Genomic DNA, 22,894 nt, shown 5'->3' with positions numbered 1-22,894 from the left:
TCAGAATTTTAGTTGGTTCAGCCCTTGACCGAGCCGCCGGCCATGCCTTCGATGAAGCGGCGCTGCAGCAGGACAAACAGGATGATGACGGGCAGCACGATGATCAGAGCCGCTGCCATGATCTCACCCCAGTCGCTACTGTACTGACCGGACAGCAGGAAGAATGAGACAATTGCGGTGGACGTGTCGGCACGCTGAAGGAAGGTCGTCGCGATCAGGAACTCGTTCCATGAATAGAGCCCGATGATCAGCGCGACGGTCAGGATGCCCGGCGATACGATGGGCAGCATGACCTTGGTAAACACCTGCCAGTGCGAGGCGCCGTCGATCAGCGCAGCCTCCTCGAGCTCCTTGGGCACTGCCAGGAAGTAGGTCCGCAGTAACATGACGGCAAAAGGCGACCAGATGGCGGTGTAGACCACCGACACGGCCACGGCGTTGTTGATCAGGCCCAGCCGGGCGAAGCCGAAATAGAGCGGGAACAGGAAGAGCTGGATCGGCGCGGTCGTCGTTGCCAGGAGGTAGAAGGTAATGATCTTCCACGACTTGATCTTGCGCCGCGCCAGCACATAGGCGGTGAGCGAACCGGTGGTGCAGACCAGAATGATGGTCAGGCCCGACAGGATCGCCGAGTTCAGCATGGTGGTGCCGAAACGTGCGTCGTTCCAGGCCCGGGTGAAATTGTCCCAACGGAAGGTTTCGGGCCAGGCCAGCGGATTCTGGATGATCTGCGCGGCCGGTTTGACGGAATTCAGCACCAGCAGCGCTATGGGGAACAGGGTGATCACCAGCAGAACGGTGAGAATGGCATAGGTAAGCAACAGCGTGGCACGGCTTTCGATCAGTCTCATTGGTCGAACTCCCGGGCTTGTTCGCGGATGTAGAAGGCCGTGGCGATCAGACCGAAGATCGAGATAATCACGGCCACGGCTGCGGCCTTGCCGACCGCTAGGTCATAGAAGGCGCTCCGATAGGCCAGCGTCGACAGAACCTCGCTGGAAAAGGCGGGGCCGCCCTGGGTGAGGATGTAGACGAAGTCGAAAACGAGGAAGGACCAGATCACGGTCATGATCATCATCAGCGTGATCGTGGGGCGAATGCCCGGCAAAAGCACGTAGCGCATCATCTGCCAGAAGGACGCGCCCTCGATGCGCGCTGCCTCCACCTGCTCCTGCGGAACCTGGCGAAGGGCCGCAAAGAAGATAACGCACAGAAAGCCCCACCAATGCCACAGGTCCACGGTCGCGATGCCAACCAGCGCCGTGGAGGGCTGGGTGAGCGGGTCGAGTGTGGGGAAGCCCATGCGTTGCAGCATGCCGTTCACGCCCGACAGAGGGCTATAGATCATGCCTTGCCAGATACGCGCCAGGATGGCCGTCGCAATGATCATGGGCAGGAAATAGATGACCTGGAAGAACATGCTGCCGCGGCGCGCCACAAGCAGCAGAGTGGCGGCAAGCAGGCCGATGCCGATGGGCACTGTCAGAAAGAGCAGCGTCCAGATGATGTTGTTGGTCAGCGCCGTCCAGAAAACGCGGTCGGCCCACAGGACCCGGAAATTCTCGAGACCAATAAAGACCGGCGTGGAAATGCCATCCCAGCGAAAGAATGCCAGGGCGATCGTCAGCATGGCCGGCACCAGGATGATGACCACGTTGATGAGCAACGTTGGAAGCAGATAGAGTCGATGCATGTGAGGCTCCGCCATGAAGGGCGGCGGCGAACCGCCGCCCCACGTTCGTGGGAGGTGTTACCGTGCCGGAATGGCGGGTACCTTGCCCTCGGCCATCTCCTGCTGGAAGGTGGCATCCAGCTGTTCCAGGAACTGCTTGGTATCGGTGCGGTCGAGCCAGACCTCTTCGATGCCGCTCACCAGGAACGATACGGTTGCCGGCGGCAGGAAGGTCCAGGTTGTGTAGCCATACTTGTCTTCGGCGACCGACTGCGCGAGCGTTTGCATGGCCTCGGTGTAGAGTGGCAGCACTCCGTCTCCGAGCGTGATGCCGGAAAGGTCCTTGAGGGGCGTGTTCCACTCGCCCTGCCACTCGGTGTTCATGCTGGCATAGGTTGCATCAGAGAAAATGAAGTCGATCGCCGCCGCCGCGCCATCCGGGTTCTGCGAAGATGCCGCAACCGAAAAGGTGGAGCCGACCCCCAGTGGAAACACTGGTTCGCCTACGTCTTCGGCACTCGGGAACCCGACGAAACCGGCTTCTGCATTGGCAGGTGGGAAGTAGGTGTTGATGTGTTGGAACTGCCAGGTCCCGGACGGCATCATGCCCGCCTGACCATTGGCCAGCTGCGCGACCTGCTGCTCGCCGTTGAGCGAGAAGTAGTTGGGGCCGAAATAGCCCTTTTTCCACCATTCGTCGAGCTTATCGATAGCCTTGACGAATGGCTCAGATGTCCACGGGATTTTGCCCGTCAGTGCCTGGTAGACGGCTTCGGGGCCCGCGATTGAGTTGAGTACGAGCGTAACATAGTGCTCGTTGGTCGGGCGCCAAAGCGCGTTCCCGGACGAGAATGGAACGATATTCTCGGCCAACATGGCATCCGCCACTGTTTCCAGTTCAGCGATGGTTGTCGGGACCTTCCAACCGTGTTCTTTGAACATGGTGGCATTGTAGAAAAGGCCAAGCGTTTCGTATGTCTTAGGCAGCGCATAGAGCTGCCCGTTGTACTTGCCCATTTCGATGAAAACCGGCAGTATGCGGTCCTGCCAGCCGAACTGTTCGGCATATTTGTCCAAAGCCAGTAGCTGGCCGGCTTGCGCCATGGGTGCCACGTAACTTGGTCCGGCCGTATAAACGATATCAGGGCCGCTGCCCGACAGCAGCGCCACACGCATCTGATTGTCGAGCTGGGCACCTCGATAATCGATGCTCAACACGTCCTCTGGATGCGCGGCGTTGAACGGCTCGATGATGTTTTTGGTGATTACTCCCTGTTGTTCAGGAGTCGCGGTTTCGTACCACCAACTGATGGGCCCGTCGGCAAGAGCCGCGCTGGTGAAGGCAGTGCCAACCAGCAAGGCGATGGCGGCTTTGGCATAGATGCGATTGTCCATATTCTCCTCCAAGAATGCAAAGTAACTAGACCGATCCGCGCTCGATGAGTTGGAAAGGCATTTCCTGAGCCGTGCCAGGGCCGACAATTTCTCCATTCAGGCGCTGCAACAGGATCTCGGCCGCGCGTTCGCCCATTCGGTCCTGAAACTGGGTGACGGTTGTCAGCGGGGGCGTGACCAAAGGAGCCGCCGAGATATTGTCAAACCCCACCACGGCCATTTTCCCAGGCACCGCAATTCCGCGGTTACGCAGGGCTTGCATCACCCCGATTGCCATCAAATCGTTGGCAGCAAATATCGCCGTAGCAGCAAACCCACTTTCGAGAATGGCATTTGCAGCCTCCAGCCCAGCAGACTCGGTGAAGCTGTGTTCAATCACAACAAGCGGATCTAGTTTGTGCGCAGCTAGGGTTTCCCGGTAGCCCTCAACGCGCACACCTTGCGGCCCGCCGACCCCGGCAACCATTGCGATGCGGCGATGCCCCATGGCGATCAATCGCTCGACCACCACTGCGGCGGCGGCACGACTATCGACGAAAATGTCGTCGATCGGCAGAATCCCGCCCGATTTGCGAGAAGATTCTATGCGCACGACGGCGACGGAATTATCGAGCAGAACCTTAAGGTCGGCGGCGCGTAGCGTGAAGAAGACTCCTACAACGCCGTCAATACGCCCTTCCAGGGCCCACTCTATGAAGTGCCGCTCGCTGGTAGCGTTGCCATCGCTATTTAGGGTGATGACGTCGTATTTTCCGGCCTGAGCTACCCTCTGCACACCGCGGATAAGGGTCGGATAAAACGGGTTGGTTATGTCTGGAACAACGCAGGCAATCGTCATTGTGCGGCGCGTCTTGAGCGCCTGTGCCACGCGGTTCGGAACGTAACCGAGTTCTTTGGCGGCAGCTTGGATGCGATCGATCGTTTCGGCCGGCAACGTGGAGGGCGCCCCACCTCCAAGAACCATCGAGACAGCCGCCTGCGATACACCGGCGCGCAGCGCAACGTCCTTTTGTGTAGCTCTCCGAGTCACGAGTGCTTTCCTTATACGTATTAGTGATACGAATAAGTTGGTTATTTATCCATGTCAAGCCAGTCAGTTGATGCCGCCTTGGAAAGGGCATGCACGCTAAACTGTCGTACATCGCCAGGTCGACAAAGGTGCCGCCGTAGTTATGGTCGAGGCAGTGTCGTGTTTGGCTGCGTTGCCGTTCACGTGGCCACCGACCAGCCCGTTCTGGATCCCGCTTCCTATGTTGACAGAGCAGTCGGCTGTTTTCCGCGTCGGCACTGCGAAAACCTATCACTTTGATCTGTCATGGTATTTTTCTCCACCAGCAGCCTAAAAGCGAAGTACAGAATCTCATTGACAACGTTAACATCAGTCTCTTGAATGACAACGTTAACATTGGAGGGCGTCGTGAGTTTGCTTCGAGGATTGGTGGGGGTGTTGGCAAATGAAGAGGGGCTGTCCCACGCCGCATTGCGTCCAGAGACTGGTGATCTGTCTCTCCCCGTATTGACTCTCGACATCGAGGCTTTCGATCGAAATGCCGATGCGATGCTTGGCTATGCCAAGGCGCTCAATCTTTCATTGGCACCGCACGCCAAGACCCCGATGTCGCCCGAATTGAGCAGGCGCCTGATCGAAAAAGGTGCCTGGGGATTATCCGTCGCCAACCTGCAGCAAGCAGCGGTGATGCTTGAAAATGGCTTCGACACACTATTGGTGGCAAATCAGATTGGCGGTCGGAAATCGGGCGCTCGCTTCGGGCGATTACTGTCAGGCTTTCCTAAGGCCGAAGCCCACTTTTTTGTAGATTCGGTTCCGAGTGCCCTGTCCATCGCCGCTGCCGGCGAAGCTGCAGGCCGTCCCCTGCCCGCCTTGATCGAGGTCGGCCGCGGCCGTGCGGGTGCTCGCGACCGGGAAACGGTAGGCGCAGTCATCGCGGCGGTGTTGGCTTCACCACATCTGAAGCTTGCTGGCGTGGCCTGCTACGAAGGCGCCGTTGCCAGCGCTAATCCATTTGAAACGGAAGCTGCCATCGCCGAGCTGTGCGCGATTACCACGGACGCGTTCAATATGGTTCGCAAAGCTCGGCCCGGTGCGGAACTCATCCTGAGCGCAGGTGGATCGTCCTTTTTCGACCTCGTCGTGAAGCATCTGTCCCCTTTGGTTGAAATGGACGGCAACGTCCGCATGGTTTTACGCAGCGGCGCAATCTACTTCCATGATCATGGGGTCTACGAACGTTCATTGGCACTGCTGGACGAGCGCGATGGCTTCGCGCCGGTCACCGGTCAAAGGGCTTCAGATGCCTTTGCTCCGGCTCTGCGTGTTTGGGCCGAGGTTCTGTCCCGGCCGGAACCAGATTTACTGATCTGTGGCATGGGTATGCGCGACGTGTCGTCAGATCAGGACCTGCCGCGTCCCCTGGCCTTCTACCGTGACGGCGCCGAGTTCGTCTCCGGCCAAGACGCTAAAGTTTTCAAGCTGAACGACCAGCATGCCTTCCTACGCATACCGGCTGGCCATCCAGCCTCGGTAGGCGATGTAGTCGAATTCGGCATATCCCACCCGTGCACCTGCATCGATCGGTGGCGCGTCATACTGGCCCGCAACCCGGCCGGCGTCCTCACCGATGTATTCCCCACCCATTTCGGCTAGTCCCGCACGTAAAGGCCCTGCCGCATGAATCTCAATTTCAACCAGCTCTGGCGTTATCAGGACCAGTTCCTGCACGGCATTCAGGTGACGCTTACCCTAACCCTGATCGCAACGGTCGCCGGCATGGTGATCGGCCTGGCCGGAGCGACCCTGTCCAATAGCCGCTTCGCGCCACTGCGACTGTTCATTCGCACCTATGTGGAACTGATCCGCAATACGCCGGCGCTTATTCAGATCTTCCTGATCTTTTTCGTATTGCCCTATGCCGGACTGCGCTTGCCGCCGTTCGAGGCCGCCTCGGTGGCATTGTCGCTCTATATGGGCGCCTATGCAGTCGAGATCTTCAGGAGCGGGCTCGGGTCGATCCCCAAGAGCCAGATTGAGGCTGGCCAGTGCCTGGGGCTGACACAGTTTCAGGTGTTTCGTCACGTCATTCTGCCGCCGGCTCTGCGCAACGTGTATCCATCGCTTTCGAGCCAGATCATTCTGATCCTGCTCGGTTCATCGCTGGCCAGCCAGGTCTCAGCCGACGAGCTATTTCATACCGCCGCCTTCGTCGAAAGCCGCACCTACCGTAGCTTTGAGGTCTATGCGGTGGTTTGCGTCATCTATTTCGCCATGGTCTTGGCCTTGCGCCTGATCTTTGCCGGCGTCGAGCGGCTTGCCTTCCGCTGGCCCACGCGTCGTTAGGAGGCCCTTGATGCGCGGATTTACCTTCTCAGACTTCCTGACCATGCTCTGGGCCGTTCAATGGACCGCCACGCTGGTCCTTATTTCCCTGGCATTTGGTAGCCCGCTGGGCCTGCTGATGGCGCAGATGCGGACCAGCGGCAATCGCGTCCTGAACCTGATCGCACTGGTCATCCTGCAGATCGTGCAGGGCGTGCCACTGCTTGGCATGCTGATGTTCTTCTACTTCGGCATGCCGGTGTTTCTTGGCATTCAGATGCCGGCACTGGTTTCAGTGAGCGTGGCTTTCACGGTCTTCACCGCTGCCTTTCTTGGCGAAATCTGGCGTGGCGGGATTCAGGCCGTGCATGTCGCCCAGAGCGAGGCGGCAGCCTGTCTGGGCCTCACCAAGTGGCAGAGTTTTCGCCATGTCGTGGCGCCACAGGCCTTCAAGATCGCTCTGCCAGCAACGGTCGGCTTTCTGGTCCAATTGATCAAGAACACCTCGCTCGCTTCGGTTGTCGGTTTTGTCGAACTGGCCCGCGCGGGTCAGTTGGCCAGCGCTGCGACCTTCGCTCCTCTCACATCCTATGCCTGCGTCGCCGCGATCTACTTCGCGATCTGTTTCCCGCTGACCCAGTGGTCGCGTTCTCTGGAGAGAAAATTCCATGGCGTTCGTTGATATCAACAATGTCCGCAAGACCTTTGGTGAAACCGAAGTTCTCAAGGGCGTGACGATCGAAGTCGAAAAGGGCGAGATCGTCACGATTATTGGCCGCAGTGGTTCGGGCAAGTCGACCCTTCTGCGCTGTATCAATGGCCTTGAAACCATCCAGGATGGCGACATCCGCATCAATGGCCAGCGCGTGCACGACGCCAATACCGACCTGCGTCGCCTCCGTCAGAAGGTTGGCATCGTCTTCCAGCAGTTTAATCTTTTCCCGCATATGACGGTGGAGCAGAACATCACTCTGGCACCTACACTGTCCAAGCGCGTGGCCAAGGGCGAGTCCGCTCGCAAGCTTGCCCTCGAGGTACTGACCCGCGTCGGGCTTGCCGAAAAGATCGATGCTTTTCCCGAACAACTGTCCGGCGGTCAACAGCAGCGCGTCGCCATCGCGCGCTGCCTGGCCATGGGGCCGGAGCTGATGCTGTTCGACGAGGTGACCTCGGCACTCGACCCCGAACTCGTGGGTGAAGTGCTTAAAGTCATGGAGGATCTGGCTCGTCAGGGCATGACAATGATCCTTGTAACCCATGAGATGAACTTCGCACGCAATGTCGCGTCCAAGATCGTTTTCATGCATGCCGGCAAGGTTCACGAACAAGGTGCACCGGCCGAGCTGTTCGCCAATCCGGCGACGCCGGAGCTGAAGAATTTCATTAGCTCTACCAAGTGAATAAGGGAAAAAGGAACTACACTATGAACTTCAAGACCGCCTTCGCGGCCGCAGCTGTCGGCCTGATGGCCCTAGCACCAGTCGGCGCCTTTGCCGACAAGCTCGAAGACATCCTCAACAATGGCACCGTGCGCGTCGGCGTGCTTGCTGACTCCGCGCCTTGGGGCTTCCGCGATGGAGCTGGCGAACTGACCGGTTTCGATATTGGCCTTGCTGAGCTCATCGCTGCCGACCTGGGCGTTGAGCTGCAGATCGTTGAAGTCACCGGCGCTGCCCGTATACCGAGCCTGCTGTCCGATCAGATCGACGTGCTGATCGCAGCCGCCGGCGCAACGCCCGAACGCGCCCAGCAGGTCATGTTCACAGCCCCCTATGTAGCGACCGACCTTGGTGTTTTCGGCCCTGCTGATGCCCCCGGATTCCAAAGCGCGGCAGACATGGCTGGCACCTCGATCGCAGTGGCTCGCGGCACGACGCTTGACGTGTGGCTCACCGACAACGCTCCCGGCGCCAATATTGTGCGCTTCGAAGACGCCGCCAGCGCGCTGGCTGCCTTTGCCGCGGGCCAGACGCAGTATTTTGCCGAGAACAGCATCATCGCCAAGAACGCCGAAGGCGCTGCAAATCTCGAGCTCAAGTTCCGCATCCGCCAGTCGCCGGCCCATATCGCGGTAAGCCAGGGCGAGCACAACCTGCTGCAGTGGCTCAATACCGATCTGTTTTACAACCGCCTCAACGGCAAGTTGGACGCACTTCAGGTCGAATTCTTCGGCGAAGCCAGCGCCGTTCCCAATATGCTCTAAGGATTGCTCCAGCATCATGACCCAGCGTTTCGAAATCGGCCCCCGCATGAGCCAGGCCGTCGTCCACAACGGCATCGTTCATATCGCCGGCCAAGTGGCGGACAACCGCAAATCTTCGCTTGAGCAGCAGACCAAGGAAGTTCTGGCCAAGATCGAGAACCTTCTCGCTCAAGCCGGAACCGACAAGTCCAAACTGCTCTCTGTGACGGTCCTCTTGCCGCACATCATCGATTTCGATGCACTCAACGCTGTCTATGACGGCTGGATCGACCCGACCAATCCGCCAGCCCGCGCCTGCTACGAAGCGCGCTTGGCCGACCCTGACCTGAGGGTCGAAATGACCGCTATCGCAGCGGTTTAAGGTCCGTTGGCGGCGGGACAACCCGCCGCCACTTCCTCTTTTTAGAAATCCTAGTCCATGCATACTGGCATTTTTCACGATCTAGACCTGAACGCAGACGGCAAGACGACCAGCTATCTGTCCGTTCCGTTTTCCATCGACCGCTCGCCCTATTTCCAGGTGAAGGTTCCCGTCATTCGCATCCGCAATGGCCAAGGCCCTAGCCTGTTACTCATGGCCGGCAATCACGGCGATGAATATGAAGGTGAAATCTGCCTGGCACGGCTGTCGCGTCTGCTTGAACCAGCCAATATCCATGGGTCGGTCACGATCATTCCTTTCGCCAACGCGCCCGCTGTAATGGCCGCGCGCCGTCGCTCGCCACTTGATGAGGGCAATCTCAACCGGGCGTTTCCCGGCGATGCTGTCGGCACGCCGACCCAACGTATTGCCCATTTCCTGGAACAGGACCTGTTCCCCAAACATGACGTCGTGTTCGACCTGCATTCCGGCGGAACGTCCATGGAGCACCTGCTCTGCGCGCTGATTGAGCGTCAGGGGCCACCGGAGCAGTTCGAAGAGGCCAAGCGGCTCATGCAAGCCATGGCCCTGCCTTACGGATTTATTGCCGAGAACGGAGCAGCTGCTCCGACCTCCATGGCAGGGGCGGCCCGTGCCGGCGCAATCGGCCTCAGTGGCGAGTTCGGCGGTGGTGGCACGGCAACCAAGCAGTCCATGGCAATAACTGCCCAGGCCATCGACAACGTGCTGATCGCCATGGGCATCTGCGATACGCCTATCCTGTCTCGCGCGCCTCTCGCCAACCAGAGCATGACTCTGCTCAAGCTCGAAAGCCATGAACAGGCGATCTACGCGACGCGACGCGGCTGGTTCGAACCGGCAGTCGCGGTTGGGGACAAGGTTGAGTCCGGCGATGTGGCGGGCTGGTATCACGATTTCGAACGCCTTGATTTGGCTGAAGAAACCCTGCATTTCCGTCGCGGGGGGATCGTATTATCGCGCCGACTCCATACCGATTCCCAAGCGGGCGATTGCCTCGTCCAGGTAGGACTTCTGATCTGATTGGCCAATGAGGTGGGCAGCATGCATGATGACCTGACTGCCCACTCCTTCGATGACGTGGTGCGTATCGAGCCGACGGTTTCGGCCGGTACACAGACGCGTGCCAAACCGGTCCGCATCGAGCAAGTAGCTCAACTGGCGGGCGTCTCCGCCATCACGGTATCGCGCGCCCTCCGCAACCCCAATCTCGTGTCAGACGCCACCCGGGCGCGAATTCTCGAAGTCGTGCAGCAGACCGGTTATTGGTCCAATCCGCATGCTTCCGCGCTGCGGTCAGGCCGGTCAAGCATCGTAGCCGTATTCGTGTCGAATCTGCAAAGTCAGCAGTACACACAGGCAGCACAGGCCTGCGCCCAGGTCATCGAAGAACATGGCCTGCAAATGATGGTTGGGCAAACCTCCTACTCGTATTCCCGTGAACTAACCGCCATCCAATCCCTTCGCGCGCTTCGGCCCGCCGCCGTCTTCTTCACAGGCGTCATCGAGCTGGAAGAAAACCGGCGAACGCTACGCGATCTCAACATTCCTATCGTCGAGAGCTGGGCGCACACGCGTGACCCGATCGACATGTTGGTGGCGTTCTCGAACGTCGATGCCGGTCGGCTGGCTGCAACGCATCTGTCCGACCGCGGCTATCGCCGGCCAGCCTTCATTGGGCGCGGCGGCGGCCGTGGCAAACTGCGGCTACAGGGATTTTCGCAGCGCCTTGCCGAACGCGACATCAACCTAGCCGGCCATGTTGTGATCGATTGGGTGGAAAGCGTCGAGGATGGTCGCATCGCTTATCGCCGCCTGCAAGAAAGCGGTGCGCAGTTTGATAGTGTCTTCTGCGCCAACGACCTTCTTGGCACAGGCGCAATGATCGAGGCGCTCTCGCAAGGTCAAGGCGTTCCGGAGCAGGTCGGCATTCTTGCATTTGGCGACCCGTCCACTGCCGGCGCGCTATCTCCACGCCTCTCCATGGTCGGCGTCGATACGCGGGAGGTCGGCCGGCGGGCGGCAGCCATGATCCTTGCTCGCATTTCAGGCGAGGACTTGCCCAGCCGGACATGTCTCGACCTGTCTTTGGTCCGCGGCGAGACGACCTAGTTCGTCACCACTATGACGCCGCTGGAAACCCGCCAGCATCATCGATCCTGCTCATCACTCCAGCCTTTTGCCCATAGCAGTCCTATGATCCCGCCCTTTGAGGACGGGAGTATGGCCAGGGGTACGACCACGGATAGCGGCACAAGAACATACAGATAGATCAAAGGGCTGCCGTGGCCACTGAGCTCCATCTCCAACATCACGAAGCCCAGGATATGAACCATGACGGTTATTACGATGAGCGGCAAAAAGAGCCCGACCTTATAAGCGGCTAAGGGTTCATTGCAGACCGCACAATTGTCCACCTGCTCGATGTAGTGGTGGAAGAGCCAACCTCTGCCGCATCGTGGACACCTGCATTTGATCCCCCTCCAGATGGACGGCCAAACAGGACTTGAAGATTGCGGATCGCGGCTCATGACGGATCTCCATTGCCCACTTAACGTAGTGCGTCGCCGTGTGGCTGCAGGTTTGCCTGAACAACAGCTTGCCCTCCGGCGTTTGGCCGAAGAGCAAGGAAAGAACTGGCTGGCAATTTAGTCAGAGCTGATATCCTGACGTTGACATTGAGAGAGCCACTTCCTCTTCGTTCATGTCCTCTCCAATTCCCTCGAAAAGCGGAGTAGTAATGTAGCGCTCGCCGGTATCCGGCAGCATACATAGGATAACCGATCCCTCGGGCGCCCGCGCCGCGACCTGCCGAGCAACAGCAAACGTGGCCCCGCCGGAAATGCCGGTGAAAATACCTTCCTTGCGAGCAAGTTCCTGGGCCCACTTGATGCCATCAGGCCCCGCTACGGGCACCAGTTCATCGTAGTAGGATTTGTTGATGGCCTCCTGGAGGACCAATGGAATGAAGTCGGGTGTCCAACCCTGAATGGGGTGAGGCTGGAACGCTGGATGGCTCATCGACGGGGCGCCATCCTCAAGGCGCTGTTGGACGTCACCGCTGGCGATAAGCTGGGCGTTCGCAGGCTCGGACAGAATGATCCTGGTTTCCGGCCTTTCGCGCCGCAGGACTCTTGCAACGCCAGTCACAGTGCCGCCTGTGCCATACCCGGTGACGAAGTAATCCAGCCGCTGCTCCATGAAGTCGGCGATGATCTCACGACCAGTCGTGGCCTCATGGATGTCGGCATTGGCGGAAGTCTCGAACTGGTGCGCAAGAAACCATCCATTGGCTTCCGCAAGCTCGACAGCTTTCTTGTACATGCCGAAGCCCTTCTGAGCGCGAGGGGTCAGCACCACCCTGGCGCCCAGCATACGCATGAGCTTTCGTCGTTCGACAGAGAAACTGTCGGCCATCGTTACGACGAGAGGGTAGCCCTTCTGAGCACAAACCATGGCGAGACCGATGCCGGTATTGCCGCTGGTCGCTTCGATGACGGTCTGGCCGGGTTGCAGCGCGCCGGACTGCTCGGCCTGCTCGATTATGGCGAGTGCCAAGCGGTCCTTAACGGAAGCTGCCGGATTGAAAAACTCGGCCTTGACGTAAATCGTGGTGTTGTCGACGCCCAAATTGTTAATGCGGATTACCGGCGTATTGCCCACCGTATCCAAGATGCTGTCGTAGAGGCGTCCGCGTCCTTCACTCGTCCTGGTGCTCATCGTGTTTTCCTCCGGAGCTGAGCGAAACCTACGCTGTTTCTTAACCGCTAGGTTCAGAAATCTTAATGCGTCACGCCCCGACCGAGCAGAACCGATGCATTCTCGTCCCACTCAGCGTTCAATGATGGCTCCTTTGACCGAGCGGATCAGGGGCAGCGGTGCGCATGCAAATATCAATGGTGGACGTATCATTTTCAGATGGCCGCCGGGCCGACTGCGCGCCCTGTCGAAATGCCCATCCGTTTTGAGGTCAATCATCGTTAGACGATGAGAGGTCCAGTTGACTCTCGAGGTTGCAACGCAGCAGCTATCGGCACCGGGCGGTACCTTGGAGTGCTTTCTGCTCGTCCGCCTTCGTGAAGAGCTGGGCAGCGGCACTACGGCCACCGGCACGTGAGCGCTCTAACAGATCATTGGTTCATTATGCCGCACGTTGGAAACGGGCACTATTTGCAAGGCCCTGAGCGACATGCACCGCTCGTCCCTTTATTATTGGGAATGTATATATTTTAGAAGACAAACGGATAGCGGCTTCGGGGTCCGTGCCAAATCTTGTCGCACGGCGATCGAGCCATTTGGCCAATCTGCCAAGGTGTTCAACCGCAGCTCGCACGCACCAAATTACCGGACGCATCTGTTTCGAGGTTCAAACGATCTTCGCTGTAGTTTTGGATCACGGCCTGACCGGGAGCAATGACTCGCACGTCCCCTTTCGACCTTACGGGAATGCCATCCACTGTGGTGTCGGATGCTGAGGCCCCCCTTACAGGATGGCCGAGCTGATCCTGAAGTTCGGAGGCCCCACAGTCCGTTAGCGGTGGTAGCTGAGCGACAGGCGGGGTAGTGTTGGAGCATCCTGCAAGGATCGTGGCGATTGCGAGCGCTGCGCATGTTTGAAGTCGGAAAGACATCGACAACTCCTATCCGCGACTTACATCATCGGCAGATAAAGGCCAATTTGCGGCCTGTGGCGTTAGGGCGCTCACGGTTCGGCCAATAGAGCACGCATGGCCGCAGCTTCCTTCTTTTCGAGACGGGGCAGAAGCACGCGGATGGTTTCCCCACCCACGATCTTGCCATCGCGATAATAGAGCCAGTCCGAAATAATCTCGGGATCAACTGCGACGCGCTCGCCATAGGCTACGGTATGGACATTGACCGGCTCGTTCGCGATGACGCAGGTAGCGGCCTTGGCATCGCCCACGATCTCGCCGCACCAGAAATGCTCGGTGCCGGCATTGTCTGAAATGCCTAGCTTGAGGGAAAAATCCGCCTCATTAGCGGCAGGGTCGGCAAAGCGCGCCCAGAACTCGGGCAACGCAGCGCGCGCCTTATCCATTGCCGCATTCATCTGCGCATCGTCCCTAGGGACATCGACAACCTGATCCTCTGCCAAGGCCGGGGTGGCAAGGCCCAGAGCGAATACGAGCGCGGCGATGGGTTTGGCGAACATAAGTAATCCTCCTCGGGTGAGAGATAAGGAGCAGCAGATTGTTCCAAAAATACGACAGCCGGGTAGCCCACGGATTTGGGACAACGAGCGGTCGCTCTGGTGCCGATGGGCCTTTTCAGAGCACTAAGGGGCTCAGGAAATGTATATGCCCGTAAGGCTGCGCATTTGCGCCGGAGACTCTTGCGTGAGCTGGCAGGCATCGTCGCCCTCGACGACCTGGATCACCTGACCGGCCAGTGTCAGCATGAATTCATCGTCGGTTTGGCCGTCCGCAAAATCGTAGCGGAAGTGCTCCATGACCAACGTGCACTTGCCGGTTTCTTCCGTATAGGTTTTGCCGTCACCTACGGGAAGGAAGGTCAGGCAATCCCCACCGTCCTGGGTGCAGATTGTGATATTCTCACTCTGAGGAAAAGTACTGAGCCGAAATCCCAGAGCTTTGTTCTCGTAAGAAGGCCCAACCGCGTAGCTGGCGCTGGCAAGGGCAACATAAACGGCAATCACGGAGAGCACTCGTTTCACGACACGCCTTTCTGAAGAGAGGATTGGGGCATAACATTGCGTCTGGCCAAGGTGAAGGATCAATCTGCCATATGACCTGACTCAGGCTGCAGGGCTTTGAGGCCTCCGCTGCCGCTGGTGGGGCTATCCGATTTCCGCTATTGAACCTAAAGGCCCTTCCCCAAGGGCTTAGAGAGTGCCAGAGCCCTCTGGCCCTCCCGTTGAGCGTCGGTGGGGATACAGGCGTCCAAACCGCCTCGTCGACGCTTAATCTCCACGCCCAACCGACGGGCTTTTTGTTGCCGGAATCCTGGGGTCTTTATCGCTTAGGTCCGCTGGCTCAACTGGAGGACTTAGGGAGGGCAACGAGCCCCCAAAATCCTTGTCCTCCCGATTTCCCTCTCATTGAAGAACGAGAATGATGCGCTGGTGCCGGCCAAGAATGCACCGACCAATGCCCCCGAAAGTGCGCTAGATCCAGCTTGTACCGTCTCCAGTGGAGCATCCGTAAGGCGGCACGGCGCTGGCAAAATTGGACCGCAGCTTGTCACACCCCCATTTGCGAATGGGTTCCGGCATGCGGCTGTTGAGCTCAATTCCGACTTCTTGGTAGGGGCTCTCTGTGTTGGTCACGTAGCGGTACCAAAAGCCACCAAGTACAACGACAAACACAAGCACGACAATGACGGCCAGGCGGAGCAGTTTGCTCATTTGTTTCCCTTCGGCTGCACAGTGCTGCAGCTGTTTCCCTTCGGCTGCACAGTGCTGCAGCGGCACCGCCGGTTACCCCGCATGGCGGCGTAAATCCAGTCCCTGCCCGCGTTCCGAATGTAAATGCTGGCGGCTGTCATGGTGATCCCCGCCCACTTCATGATGCTGAACCCGCCGCCACAGCGGAGGCCTCTCCTCTTATCCAATGTTCTGGAAACGAGACCTCCCGGCCAATTCCGCATTGTTGTTGGCTAAGCCTAGTCACCGCAGGCGGGTCCCTATGGGAGATGACCTAGACGCGAAATTGGCCGCACTGGAGTGGCTGCAAGAGATGCCGCAGGAGGCACAAACTGCTCGGGCCGCGGCCCGTCGCGACTCTCAAGAGGCAGCGGCGCCAGATAAAAGACGCGGTGGCCAGCACCCGCGAGTTGGTGAGCGCGGCTCATCGATTGTTGCGGGAGAAATAGGCAGGGTTTGGGCCTTGCCCTTTTCGCTCTTCCGTCAAAAAAGCTCAGACCTTCTGGTCAGGGACTGCGCACGGCCCAAGCGACAGCAGACGGATCGACAGTGACTGGCGGCTAATGAATACCAAGCTCCTGCTTTTGATTGTCGCGCGGCAGTGTACGAGGTAGAATTGGGGCATGCAGAACCTCACTCTCAAGCCCGCGCGCAAGGAACGTCTGGCAGACACGGTGTACGGCCAGATTCTTGATGGGATCACGTCCGGCCGGTTTGCTTCGGGCGACAAACTGCCCTCCGAAGCCGAACTCTCCCTCAGTTTCGCAGTGTCACGTCCGGTTGTTCGTGAGGCGCTGCTCCGGCTGACAACTGATGGATTAATTCAATCCAAACGTGGCATTGGAACCTTTGTCTCGACTCAGCCCTCAAGTCGCTTGACCGAGCTGGCTAATACGTCCGAACTCTCCAGCTACCTGCGTTCGTTTGAACCACGCATCGTTTTGGAGGTGGAGGCGGCGCGCCTCGCAGCCTTGCGGCGGACTCGGGCCGATCTCGATCGCGCCCATGCGGCCATCGAGGCGCTTCGCAGCGCAATTGCATCAGGCGAGCGCGGTCAGGAACAAGACATCGAGTTCCATGACGCTGTCGCCAGGGCGGCCGGCAATGACTATTTCTGTGACCTGCTCAACGATCTGCGCCAACCAGTCGCCGAAACGATGAATATCGGGCTGGAACTGGCACGTGAGCGCTCGCCGGGCCGCCGGCTGCGCATCATCGAGGAGCATACCCGCATCCTCGATGCCATTACGGCCGAAGACAGCGACGCCGCCGCGAGCTACATGAAATATCACCTTCTGCAGGCCAGGGCGGCGGTTCTGGACGTTCGTCATCTCGAAAACAGCCAGGCGCTCGACGGGGCAGCCCAGCGGTCGCTGCGTTAATGCAGGATTTGGGCGAGAAATTCCCGGGCGCGCTCAGTCTGGGGCTTTGCAAAGAAAGCTTCCGGCGCCCCTGATTCAACGATAGCACCGCGATCCATGAAGATGACCCGATCGGCAACCTGGCGGGCGAAATTCATCTCGTGGGTGACGCAGATCATGGTCGAACCCTCTTTGGCCAGCTCCACCATGGTGTCGAGCACTTCGCGCACCATTTCCGGATCGAGCGCCGAGGTTGGCTCATCAAACAGCATCACATCGGGGCTCATTGACAGCGCCCGGGCAATCGCCACGCGCTGCTGCTGACCGCCGGACAATTGGGCGGGATATTTGTCGGCCTGTTCGGGAATATGCACCCGCTTGAGGAAGCGCTCGGCTGTCGCACGCGCTTCGTCGTGCGACATGCCTTTGACCTTCATCGGGGCGATCATGCAGTTTTCGATGACCGTCATATGCGGGAACAGGTTGAAGTTCTGGAACACCATGCCGGTGCGGCGGCGCACGGCATCGATGGACTGACGCGAACTGGTCAGCTCGATGCCGCACACCACCAATTCACCCGACTGGTGCTGTTCCAGCGCATTGAGGCAGCGGATCAGCGTCGACTTGCCTGACCCCGAGGGGCCGCAGACCACGATGGTCTCGCCCTTGGCGACATTCAGATCGATATCCTTGAGGGCCTGAAACCCGGCAAAGAACTTGCTGACCTTATTGGCGCTTACAACGCTATCGCTTGCACTCATCTTGAAATTCCAACCTGCCGTCGCGCGTTACTGGATTTTAGGGTCGAGCTGGCCCGACGCATAGCGCTTGGCCATATCGGCCATGGTGATGACCTTGATCTTGCCAGCGTGTCCGGCAGTGCCGAACTCTTCCAGCCGCTGCTTGCACAGCTTAGTAATGGCATCCATGCCGGGCTTCATCATGTTGCGGATGTCGAATTCCTTGGGGTCTTCATGCATGACCTTGCGGATCTGCCCGATCAGCGCCATGCGGTTGTCGGTGTCGATATTGACCTTGCGCACGCCATGTTTGATGCCGCGCTGGATTTCCTCGATCGGCACGCCCCAGGTCTGTTTGATATCGGCGCCGTACTTGTTCATGATGTCCTGCAATTCTTGTGGGACGGACGAGGAGCCGTGCATCACAAGATGGGTGTCCGGCAGGCGGCGGTGGATTTCCTCCAGCCGGTCCATGGCCAGCACATCGCCATCCGGCTTGCGGCTGAATTTATAGGCGCCGTGCGAGGTGCCCATGGCAATGGCGAGCGCATCGACCTTGGTGGCCTTGACGAAGGCGACGGCCTGATTGGGATCAGTCAGCAGGCGCTCGTCATTGCGGTTTTCGAGCTTGCCCAGAACACCGATTTCGCCTTCGACCGATGCGCCCATCCAGTGCGCCATGTTCGAAACTGACGCGGTGACCCGAACATTATAGTCATAGTCCGACGGGGTCTTGGCATCGGCCAGCAGCGAGCCGTCCATCATCACCGAGCTGAATTTGTGCTGCAGCGCGGTGGCGCAGGTCTCTTCGCTATTGCCGTGATCCTGGTGTACCACCATCGGAATATGGGGGTAAAGTTTTTCGAGCGCGGCAAACAGATGCTCAACCATCACATCGCCCGCATAGGCGCGCGCCTTGGTGCCAACCTGCAAGATGACAGGCGCATCGACCGCATCGGCAGCGGCCATGACGGCCAGCATCTGCTCCATGCTGGTGACGCTGAAGGCGGGCACGCCATATTGATGCTCTGCGGCATGATCGAGAAGCTGGCGAAGGGTGATGCGGGACATGGAATAAAGCCTTTTTGGGAGAGGTTGGCCCCGCATCGGTGACATGGGGAGCAATGCGGGGCCGGGGGGAGGACTAGAAGCGCGGCAGATCGGGGTTGGTCACGCCGAGCCATTGCTGCTGGGCAGCCTGGATTTCACCCGAGTTCCACAGCAGCATGATTTCGGTATTCAGCCACTGGTGCAGATCGGCATCGCCCCGACGCACGCCAATGCCCATGGGCGACTGGCGAACGGCGAATTTGCGCTGAAACTGATCGGTCTGGGCATTGATGGCATTGGCCGCCGCCACACCGGACACAATGGCATCGACCTGGCCGGCAAACAGGGCCTGGTTGGTGGCCGCGTCGTCGTCGAAGCGCTGGATATTGGTGCCTTCGACGGCCTTTTCGGTGATGATGGTATCATTGGTGGTGGAGCGGGTAACGCCGACGCGCTTGCCCACCAGATCGTCGAGCGAAGTGATGGCGGCCGAGGCCGGCGCGATCACCATCTGCTCATCGACATAGATGGCATTGGTATACATGATCGTCTTGGCGCGCTCGGCGGTGATGCCCAGCGAGGAGACGATGATATCGACCTTGTTGCTGGTGAGGTTCGGAATGCGCGATTGGGACACCTGATCGAGGATTTCCAGTTCCACGCCCAGATCGCGGGCGATCAGGTTGGCGATGGCAACGTCAAAGCCGGCGGGCTTGAGGTCGGCATCGGTCATGCCATAGGGCGGGGTCGACAGCGAGATGCCGACGATGATCTTGCCGCGGGCTACGATCTCATCGAGCGTGTTGGCGGCCTGCGCCATTGCGGTGGTCGACATGACCAGCGTTGCGGCAGCGGCAAAGGCGAGGTTTCGAGCGAGACGGATCATCAGGTTTCTCCTCCGGTGATGATGGTTCAGACGCTCAGCCGTCTTTCGAGACTGCGGCTGATGAGCGTGATGGGAAAGCAAACGAGGAAGTAAAACAGCGCGGCGGTCAGATAGACCTCGAGCGGCTTGAACGTGGCGTTGCTGACGATCTGCGAGGTGCGGGTCAGCTCGACAATGCCGACGACCGACGCCAGCGAGGTGTTCTTGATGAGCTGGACGAAAAACCCGACCGTGGGGGGTGTGGCGATGCGGATCGCCTGGGGCACGATGATGTAGCGCATGGCGTGAGCACGGCTCAGGCCCAGGGCATGGGCGCCTTCGCGTTGCCCGGCCGGAACCGACTGGATGGCGCCGCGCCAGATATCACCCAGGAATGCCGCGGCATAGAAGGAAAACGCTACCGCGATCGCCGTCAGCGGCGCAACCGTGAAGCCTAGATAGGTGGCCCCGAAATAGGCGATGAACAGCGTCACCAGAAGCGGCGTGCCCTGCACGATGAAGATATAGAACTGGGCCAGGCGGCTCAGGAACGGATTGCTCGACACACGCATCAGCGTGAGCACCGATCCCGCGATCGACCCACCCACCAGGGCAATGGCGGCTAGCCCGATGGTCCAGCCGAGGCCCGTAAGCATGAACAGGACGTGGTTGACGCTGAACTGTTGAAACATCGCTCAGCGCCTCAGGAACTTGAAAGGGAACAAGACGCGCTCCAACACGGTCATCCCGCCCTTGAGCACGGCAACCAGAGCGACATAGATCACCGCGATCACGAGGTAGATTTCCATGTTGCGCAGGGTCAGCCCCTGGATGTCATTGCCCGTGCCGGTGAGTTCGGGCACCGAGATGGCAGAGACCACGCTCGAGGACAGCAGCAGCAGGATGAATTGGGCGACCAGCGACGGAAACACCGAGGACAAAGCGGGCTTGAGCACGACGTAGCGAAAGATGGTCAGCGGCGACATGCCGAGCGCCCTGCCCGCTTCGATCTGACCCTTGTTGATGGACTGGATGCCGGCGCGAATAATCTCGCTGGTATAAGCGCCGCCATAGATCGACATCGCCAAAATAGCGGCCGTGATTGGGTCTAGACGCAGGCCCAAAGCCGGCAGGCCGAAATAGATCAGGAAGACCTGCACGATAAAGGGCGTGTTGCGGATGACTTCCACATAGGCCATGACGGGCCAGCGCAGCAGCTTGCTACCGGCCAGTGTCATCACCGCGGCCAGCACGCCGATGACCAGCGCAAAAGCCATGGCAGCCAGCGATATCTGGGCGGTGAGCCACACGCCTTTAAGCAGAAGGTCGCTGCGCGACAGCACGCCACTGAAATCAAGGGGGTTCATGCCAACCGCCCCGTTGCGAGCCAATGGTTCATTGCGGCACCACTGACCCGGTCTGGGCGAAGTGGCCATAGGCGGGCGCGAAATGTTCGCCCGATGGCGCCATCTCAATGCCGTCCTGCCAGGCGCGATGGTCCATCCACGGCGTGGCATGGGCATCGGTCAAGGCATTCAGTTCGTCCACCAGTGCGGGCGCCTGTCCGGCCAGCTCTGTTTCCATGGCGGCAAGGTCGGGGAAGCGAGAGAAGGCGGCGGCCCAGATGGCCCGACCCGCCAGATAGCCGTTGGCGCCGGCCCGGAAGGCATAGGTCAGCAAGCGGATAAAATCCTGCGGCGTGGCCCCGGCACTGAGCAGAACCCAGGGGCGACTGACACCGGCGGACACCTGGTCAAACCGGGCTTGCACGGCAGTTGCCTGCGGCCCATGCGGGTCGGGGACGTTGATGACCTCGGTGGGCGGCTCGAGCTTATAGACATCCACCCCATCGGGGTTCATCGCATCCACATCACCCAGAGCCTGCAACACCAGTTCGACGCGGCGGGCAGCGAAGGCCTCGGCCGTTTCTGAAGGGAATGGATAGACCAGGAATTCCAACACGAACGGAATATCGTTCTCGCGGCAGGCCTGCTTGACGCTGTCGAGATAGGCCAGCTGGTGGTCCTTCACGTCAGCGCTGACATCGGAGCGGTACCACAGGTTCACCTTGACGGCATCGCCGCCGATGCGGCGGATGACCGATGGATCCCAGCCGGGGATATTGCGCGATTTACGGCCGGTCTCGGTCACTTCCCAGGTCGCCCATTCGGTGGCAACCAGCAGCCCCTTGCGCGGCGACAGGCCATCGACGGCGGCAGCATAGCCCAGCGGCGGATCGATGAGCACGGCCGATGCCTTGGGCGCGAGATGCTTGCCCAGCAGACGCTTGACCGCCGACACATCGGCATAGGGCGCATGGTCGAGCCCACGCACCGCCTTGATCGGGTTTACAATCGGACCGGTCTGGTCCATCGCCAGCATCTTGAAGCGGCCCTGATCGTCGGCCAGCCGACGTATGCCCCAAAGTTTTCCAGGGGTGATGTTCATGAAGCGCTTCCATTGAGCAGGGCGTTGACGGCGGCACGATCGGGAATGCTTTCCCAGCCGCTACCGCGTTGGCATTTGAGGGCAGCCGTGGCCCCGGCAAAGCGTGCGGCCCCTTCCACATCGAGGCCTTCGGCTAGCCCCAACGTATAGGCGCCGTGAAAAATATCGCCTGCGCCATTGGTATCAATGGCGGTGACCGGAAAGGCCGGGACATTGCGCACAACGTCGCCATCGAGCCAGAAAAAGCCGTGTTCGCCATCGGTCACGGCGACCACGCCCCGGCACAGGTCACTGGCATGGCGCAGCCCAACCTCGATATCGCTGGTATCGGCCAGCCGGGCGAGACAGGCCGATGAAAAAACCACATGGTCGGGCAAATCTAGCAAGCGGCGCACTGCATCCATATCGCCGATATCGGCGTCAAGCACACTCACAATGCCCCGCTCACGCGCCGCCTCGAACACCGCCGAAGCGCCTTCCCACCAGCTATAATCGGCGAGCACACCATGCACGCCATCAAGCTCGTCCAGCGGCAGCCAGTCGGCAGCATCACCCAGGTCTCGGCCGATAAAGCCAAAGGCCATGCGATCGCCACCCGGCGACACCAGAATGGTGCCGATGGGGCTGACGCCACCCTGCACACGCCGAACCGCAGAGGTTTGCACGCCAACGGCATTAAGACGCGTCAATATCTGGTCACCTGTATCGTCCTGGCCAAGGCGGCCCCAATAAGCCGTCTGGGCACCCAGCACGGCGGTGGTATAGGCGGCCGTCGCGGCAATCCCACCGCCGGTTCGGCGCACATCGGTGGCGCGGATCTTGGTTGGGGCGGTCGGCAGAACGGGCAGATACACGATCGTATCGAGAAAGGCGTTTCCCAATGTCACGATACGGCGGGTCGACATAGTCACGTCTCCACGGCCTCGCGGCCAATAATCGGGCAACCTTGTACGCCCCCGCCCCAGCCTTCGGAGCAAGTTCGCACTGTAGTTTTTGGTGCAATCCCCAGCGGGACTTTGCTGG

General features: G+C 59.5%; 26 protein-coding genes. 9 read left to right on the top strand and 17 right to left on the bottom strand.

All coding sequences use genetic code 11. The annotated features are described in order from the left end of the window. Window positions 1–17: 17 nt before the first annotated feature. Genes ACI3KW_RS01975 through ACI3KW_RS01960 form a run of 4 tightly spaced genes read right to left on the bottom strand, consistent with a single transcriptional unit; the run spans window position 18 to window position 4,097 of the window. Window positions 18–851 (bottom strand): carbohydrate ABC transporter permease, encoded by an 834-nt coding sequence (locus tag ACI3KW_RS01975; RefSeq protein ID WP_404846696.1) that lies wholly within the window; start codon window positions 849–851, stop codon window positions 18–20. Continuing rightward, complete coding sequence (locus ACI3KW_RS01970; protein WP_404846695.1) at window positions 848–1,693, bottom strand: carbohydrate ABC transporter permease; 846 nt, start codon at window positions 1,691–1,693, stop codon at window positions 848–850. The genes ACI3KW_RS01975 and ACI3KW_RS01970 overlap by 4 nt, the downstream gene beginning before the upstream one ends. A 57-nt stretch (window positions 1,694–1,750) precedes the next feature. Next, on the bottom strand, window positions 1,751–3,067 hold the full coding sequence (locus ACI3KW_RS01965; RefSeq protein WP_404846694.1) for an ABC transporter substrate-binding protein: 1,317 nt from the start codon (window positions 3,065–3,067) through the stop codon (window positions 1,751–1,753). A gap of 25 nt (window positions 3,068–3,092) precedes the next feature. After that, window positions 3,093–4,097, bottom strand: a complete 1,005-nt coding sequence (locus tag ACI3KW_RS01960) for a LacI family DNA-binding transcriptional regulator (RefSeq protein WP_113121561.1) — start codon at window positions 4,095–4,097, stop codon at window positions 3,093–3,095. Window positions 4,098–4,484: 387 nt separating this feature from the next. On the opposite strand from ACI3KW_RS01960, the gene ACI3KW_RS01955 reads away from it, so the two are divergent. From ACI3KW_RS01955 to ACI3KW_RS01920, 8 genes are read left to right on the top strand one after another with little or no spacing between them, the layout of a single operon-like run. Then, entirely contained in the window at window positions 4,485–5,732 is a 1,248-nt protein-coding gene (locus ACI3KW_RS01955; RefSeq protein WP_404846693.1) for an alanine racemase, read from the top strand. Between the two features lie 24 nt (window positions 5,733–5,756). Further along, window positions 5,757–6,422: an amino acid ABC transporter permease gene (locus ACI3KW_RS01950; RefSeq protein WP_113121563.1), complete on the top strand. Its 666-nt coding sequence runs from the start codon at window positions 5,757–5,759 to the stop codon at window positions 6,420–6,422. Between the two features lie 10 nt (window positions 6,423–6,432). Beyond that, the gene (locus ACI3KW_RS01945) at window positions 6,433–7,083 is read left to right on the top strand and encodes an amino acid ABC transporter permease (RefSeq protein WP_113121564.1); all 651 of its coding nucleotides are present in this window, start codon (window positions 6,433–6,435) and stop codon (window positions 7,081–7,083) included. Then, on the top strand, window positions 7,070–7,801 hold the full coding sequence (locus ACI3KW_RS01940; RefSeq protein ID WP_404846692.1) for an amino acid ABC transporter ATP-binding protein: 732 nt from the start codon (window positions 7,070–7,072) through the stop codon (window positions 7,799–7,801). The genes ACI3KW_RS01945 and ACI3KW_RS01940 overlap by 14 nt, the downstream gene beginning before the upstream one ends. Before the next feature lie 23 nt (window positions 7,802–7,824). Beyond that, complete coding sequence (locus ACI3KW_RS01935) at window positions 7,825–8,604, top strand: transporter substrate-binding domain-containing protein (RefSeq protein WP_113121566.1); 780 nt, start codon at window positions 7,825–7,827, stop codon at window positions 8,602–8,604. A 16-nt stretch (window positions 8,605–8,620) separates the two neighbouring features. Continuing rightward, window positions 8,621–8,965, top strand: coding sequence for a RidA family protein (locus ACI3KW_RS01930; protein WP_404846691.1), 345 nt, complete (start codon window positions 8,621–8,623; stop codon window positions 8,963–8,965). 57 nt (window positions 8,966–9,022) lie between these two features. Next, window positions 9,023–10,027, top strand: a complete 1,005-nt coding sequence (locus ACI3KW_RS01925) for a succinylglutamate desuccinylase/aspartoacylase family protein (RefSeq protein ID WP_404846690.1) — start codon at window positions 9,023–9,025, stop codon at window positions 10,025–10,027. 21 nt (window positions 10,028–10,048) lie between these two features. Next, window positions 10,049–11,116, top strand: coding sequence for a LacI family DNA-binding transcriptional regulator (locus tag ACI3KW_RS01920; protein ID WP_404846689.1), 1,068 nt, complete (start codon window positions 10,049–10,051; stop codon window positions 11,114–11,116). Between the two features lie 38 nt (window positions 11,117–11,154). Here the strand turns inward: ACI3KW_RS01920 and ACI3KW_RS01915 are convergent, their stop codons facing one another. From ACI3KW_RS01915 to ACI3KW_RS01890, 6 genes are all read right to left on the bottom strand, one after another. Continuing rightward, window positions 11,155–11,535: a DUF983 domain-containing protein gene (locus ACI3KW_RS01915; protein ID WP_404846688.1), complete on the bottom strand. Its 381-nt coding sequence runs from the start codon at window positions 11,533–11,535 to the stop codon at window positions 11,155–11,157. A gap of 121 nt (window positions 11,536–11,656) precedes the next feature. Then, on the bottom strand, window positions 11,657–12,724 hold the full coding sequence (locus ACI3KW_RS01910) for a PLP-dependent cysteine synthase family protein (RefSeq protein WP_404846687.1): 1,068 nt from the start codon (window positions 12,722–12,724) through the stop codon (window positions 11,657–11,659). A 596-nt stretch (window positions 12,725–13,320) separates the two neighbouring features. Beyond that, window positions 13,321–13,635: an I78 family peptidase inhibitor gene (locus tag ACI3KW_RS01905; protein WP_404846686.1), complete on the bottom strand. Its 315-nt coding sequence runs from the start codon at window positions 13,633–13,635 to the stop codon at window positions 13,321–13,323. A 71-nt stretch (window positions 13,636–13,706) separates the two neighbouring features. Further along, window positions 13,707–14,177 carry a YegJ family protein gene (locus ACI3KW_RS01900; protein ID WP_404846685.1) on the bottom strand — a complete coding sequence of 157 codons (471 nt, stop codon included), beginning with the start codon at window positions 14,175–14,177 and terminating at the stop codon, window positions 13,707–13,709. A gap of 132 nt (window positions 14,178–14,309) precedes the next feature. Next, window positions 14,310–14,699, bottom strand: a complete 390-nt coding sequence (locus ACI3KW_RS01895) for a hypothetical protein (protein ID WP_404846684.1) — start codon at window positions 14,697–14,699, stop codon at window positions 14,310–14,312. A gap of 450 nt (window positions 14,700–15,149) precedes the next feature. Continuing rightward, on the bottom strand, window positions 15,150–15,389 hold the full coding sequence (locus tag ACI3KW_RS01890; RefSeq protein ID WP_262165879.1) for a hypothetical protein: 240 nt from the start codon (window positions 15,387–15,389) through the stop codon (window positions 15,150–15,152). 641 nt (window positions 15,390–16,030) lie between these two features. On the opposite strand from ACI3KW_RS01890, the gene ACI3KW_RS01885 reads away from it, so the two are divergent. Then, the gene (locus ACI3KW_RS01885) at window positions 16,031–16,789 is read left to right on the top strand and encodes a FadR/GntR family transcriptional regulator (protein WP_404846683.1); all 759 of its coding nucleotides are present in this window, start codon (window positions 16,031–16,033) and stop codon (window positions 16,787–16,789) included. Here ACI3KW_RS01885 and ACI3KW_RS01880 read toward each other — a convergent pair. The 7 genes from ACI3KW_RS01880 to ACI3KW_RS01850 all read right to left on the bottom strand — a co-directional run bounded on the left by ACI3KW_RS01880 (window position 16,786) and on the right by ACI3KW_RS01850 (window position 22,776). Next, the gene (locus tag ACI3KW_RS01880) at window positions 16,786–17,529 is read right to left on the bottom strand and encodes an amino acid ABC transporter ATP-binding protein (protein ID WP_404846682.1); all 744 of its coding nucleotides are present in this window, start codon (window positions 17,527–17,529) and stop codon (window positions 16,786–16,788) included. The genes ACI3KW_RS01885 and ACI3KW_RS01880 overlap by 4 nt on opposite strands. Window positions 17,530–17,556: 27 nt before the next feature. Next, the gene (gene fba, locus ACI3KW_RS01875) at window positions 17,557–18,579 is read right to left on the bottom strand and encodes a class II fructose-bisphosphate aldolase (RefSeq protein WP_404846681.1); all 1,023 of its coding nucleotides are present in this window, start codon (window positions 18,577–18,579) and stop codon (window positions 17,557–17,559) included. A 73-nt stretch (window positions 18,580–18,652) separates the two neighbouring features. Continuing rightward, window positions 18,653–19,444: a transporter substrate-binding domain-containing protein gene (locus tag ACI3KW_RS01870; protein ID WP_262165872.1), complete on the bottom strand. Its 792-nt coding sequence runs from the start codon at window positions 19,442–19,444 to the stop codon at window positions 18,653–18,655. Between the two features lie 26 nt (window positions 19,445–19,470). Beyond that, window positions 19,471–20,115 (bottom strand): amino acid ABC transporter permease, encoded by a 645-nt coding sequence (locus tag ACI3KW_RS01865; RefSeq protein ID WP_404846680.1) that lies wholly within the window; start codon window positions 20,113–20,115, stop codon window positions 19,471–19,473. Window positions 20,116–20,118: 3 nt separating this feature from the next. Continuing rightward, entirely contained in the window at window positions 20,119–20,790 is a 672-nt protein-coding gene (locus tag ACI3KW_RS01860) for an amino acid ABC transporter permease (RefSeq protein ID WP_404846679.1), read from the bottom strand. A 28-nt stretch (window positions 20,791–20,818) separates the two neighbouring features. Next, window positions 20,819–21,871: a tagatose 1,6-diphosphate aldolase gene (locus ACI3KW_RS01855; protein ID WP_404846678.1), complete on the bottom strand. Its 1,053-nt coding sequence runs from the start codon at window positions 21,869–21,871 to the stop codon at window positions 20,819–20,821. Next, window positions 21,868–22,776, bottom strand: coding sequence for a PfkB family carbohydrate kinase (locus ACI3KW_RS01850; RefSeq protein ID WP_404846677.1), 909 nt, complete (start codon window positions 22,774–22,776; stop codon window positions 21,868–21,870). The genes ACI3KW_RS01855 and ACI3KW_RS01850 overlap by 4 nt, the downstream gene beginning before the upstream one ends. Between the last annotated feature and the right edge of the window lie 118 nt (window positions 22,777–22,894).

Origin of the sequence: Devosia sp. ZW T5_3 (assembly GCF_044987315.1) — a bacterium.
In the GTDB taxonomy this organism is placed as follows: domain Bacteria; phylum Pseudomonadota; class Alphaproteobacteria; order Rhizobiales; family Devosiaceae; genus Devosia.
Note: the sequence above shows the minus strand (reverse complement) of the source record. Positions and strands in the feature narration are given on the sequence as shown.

Excerpts from the sequence above, each read along its gene's own strand:
- ACI3KW_RS01975 (WP_404846696.1), bottom strand. The coding sequence starts at position 851 with ATGAGACTGATCGAAAGCCGTGCCACGCTGTTGCTTACCTATGCCATT.
- ACI3KW_RS01970 (WP_404846695.1), bottom strand. The coding sequence starts at position 1,693 with ATGCATCGACTCTATCTGCTTCCAACGTTGCTCATCAACGTGGTCATC.
- ACI3KW_RS01965 (WP_404846694.1), bottom strand. The coding sequence starts at position 3,067 with ATGGACAATCGCATCTATGCCAAAGCCGCCATCGCCTTGCTGGTTGGC.
- ACI3KW_RS01950 (WP_113121563.1), top strand. The coding sequence starts at position 5,757 with ATGAATCTCAATTTCAACCAGCTCTGGCGTTATCAGGACCAGTTCCTG.
- ACI3KW_RS01945 (WP_113121564.1), top strand. The coding sequence starts at position 6,433 with ATGCGCGGATTTACCTTCTCAGACTTCCTGACCATGCTCTGGGCCGTT.
- ACI3KW_RS01940 (WP_404846692.1), top strand. The coding sequence starts at position 7,070 with ATGGCGTTCGTTGATATCAACAATGTCCGCAAGACCTTTGGTGAAACC.
- ACI3KW_RS01935 (WP_113121566.1), top strand. The coding sequence starts at position 7,825 with ATGAACTTCAAGACCGCCTTCGCGGCCGCAGCTGTCGGCCTGATGGCC.
- ACI3KW_RS01930 (WP_404846691.1), top strand. The coding sequence starts at position 8,621 with ATGACCCAGCGTTTCGAAATCGGCCCCCGCATGAGCCAGGCCGTCGTC.
- ACI3KW_RS01925 (WP_404846690.1), top strand. The coding sequence starts at position 9,023 with ATGCATACTGGCATTTTTCACGATCTAGACCTGAACGCAGACGGCAAG.
- ACI3KW_RS01920 (WP_404846689.1), top strand. The coding sequence starts at position 10,049 with ATGCATGATGACCTGACTGCCCACTCCTTCGATGACGTGGTGCGTATC.
- ACI3KW_RS01915 (WP_404846688.1), bottom strand. The coding sequence starts at position 11,535 with ATGAGCCGCGATCCGCAATCTTCAAGTCCTGTTTGGCCGTCCATCTGG.
- ACI3KW_RS01910 (WP_404846687.1), bottom strand. The coding sequence starts at position 12,724 with ATGAGCACCAGGACGAGTGAAGGACGCGGACGCCTCTACGACAGCATC.
- ACI3KW_RS01905 (WP_404846686.1), bottom strand. The coding sequence starts at position 13,635 with ATGTCTTTCCGACTTCAAACATGCGCAGCGCTCGCAATCGCCACGATC.
- ACI3KW_RS01900 (WP_404846685.1), bottom strand. The coding sequence starts at position 14,177 with ATGTTCGCCAAACCCATCGCCGCGCTCGTATTCGCTCTGGGCCTTGCC.
- ACI3KW_RS01890 (WP_262165879.1), bottom strand. The coding sequence starts at position 15,389 with ATGAGCAAACTGCTCCGCCTGGCCGTCATTGTCGTGCTTGTGTTTGTC.
- ACI3KW_RS01885 (WP_404846683.1), top strand. The coding sequence starts at position 16,031 with ATGCAGAACCTCACTCTCAAGCCCGCGCGCAAGGAACGTCTGGCAGAC.
- ACI3KW_RS01880 (WP_404846682.1), bottom strand. The coding sequence starts at position 17,529 with ATGAGTGCAAGCGATAGCGTTGTAAGCGCCAATAAGGTCAGCAAGTTC.
- fba (WP_404846681.1), bottom strand. The coding sequence starts at position 18,579 with ATGTCCCGCATCACCCTTCGCCAGCTTCTCGATCATGCCGCAGAGCAT.
- ACI3KW_RS01870 (WP_262165872.1), bottom strand. The coding sequence starts at position 19,444 with ATGATCCGTCTCGCTCGAAACCTCGCCTTTGCCGCTGCCGCAACGCTG.
- ACI3KW_RS01865 (WP_404846680.1), bottom strand. The coding sequence starts at position 20,115 with ATGTTTCAACAGTTCAGCGTCAACCACGTCCTGTTCATGCTTACGGGC.
- ACI3KW_RS01860 (WP_404846679.1), bottom strand. The coding sequence starts at position 20,790 with ATGAACCCCCTTGATTTCAGTGGCGTGCTGTCGCGCAGCGACCTTCTG.
- ACI3KW_RS01855 (WP_404846678.1), bottom strand. The coding sequence starts at position 21,871 with ATGAACATCACCCCTGGAAAACTTTGGGGCATACGTCGGCTGGCCGAC.
- ACI3KW_RS01850 (WP_404846677.1), bottom strand. The coding sequence starts at position 22,776 with ATGTCGACCCGCCGTATCGTGACATTGGGAAACGCCTTTCTCGATACG.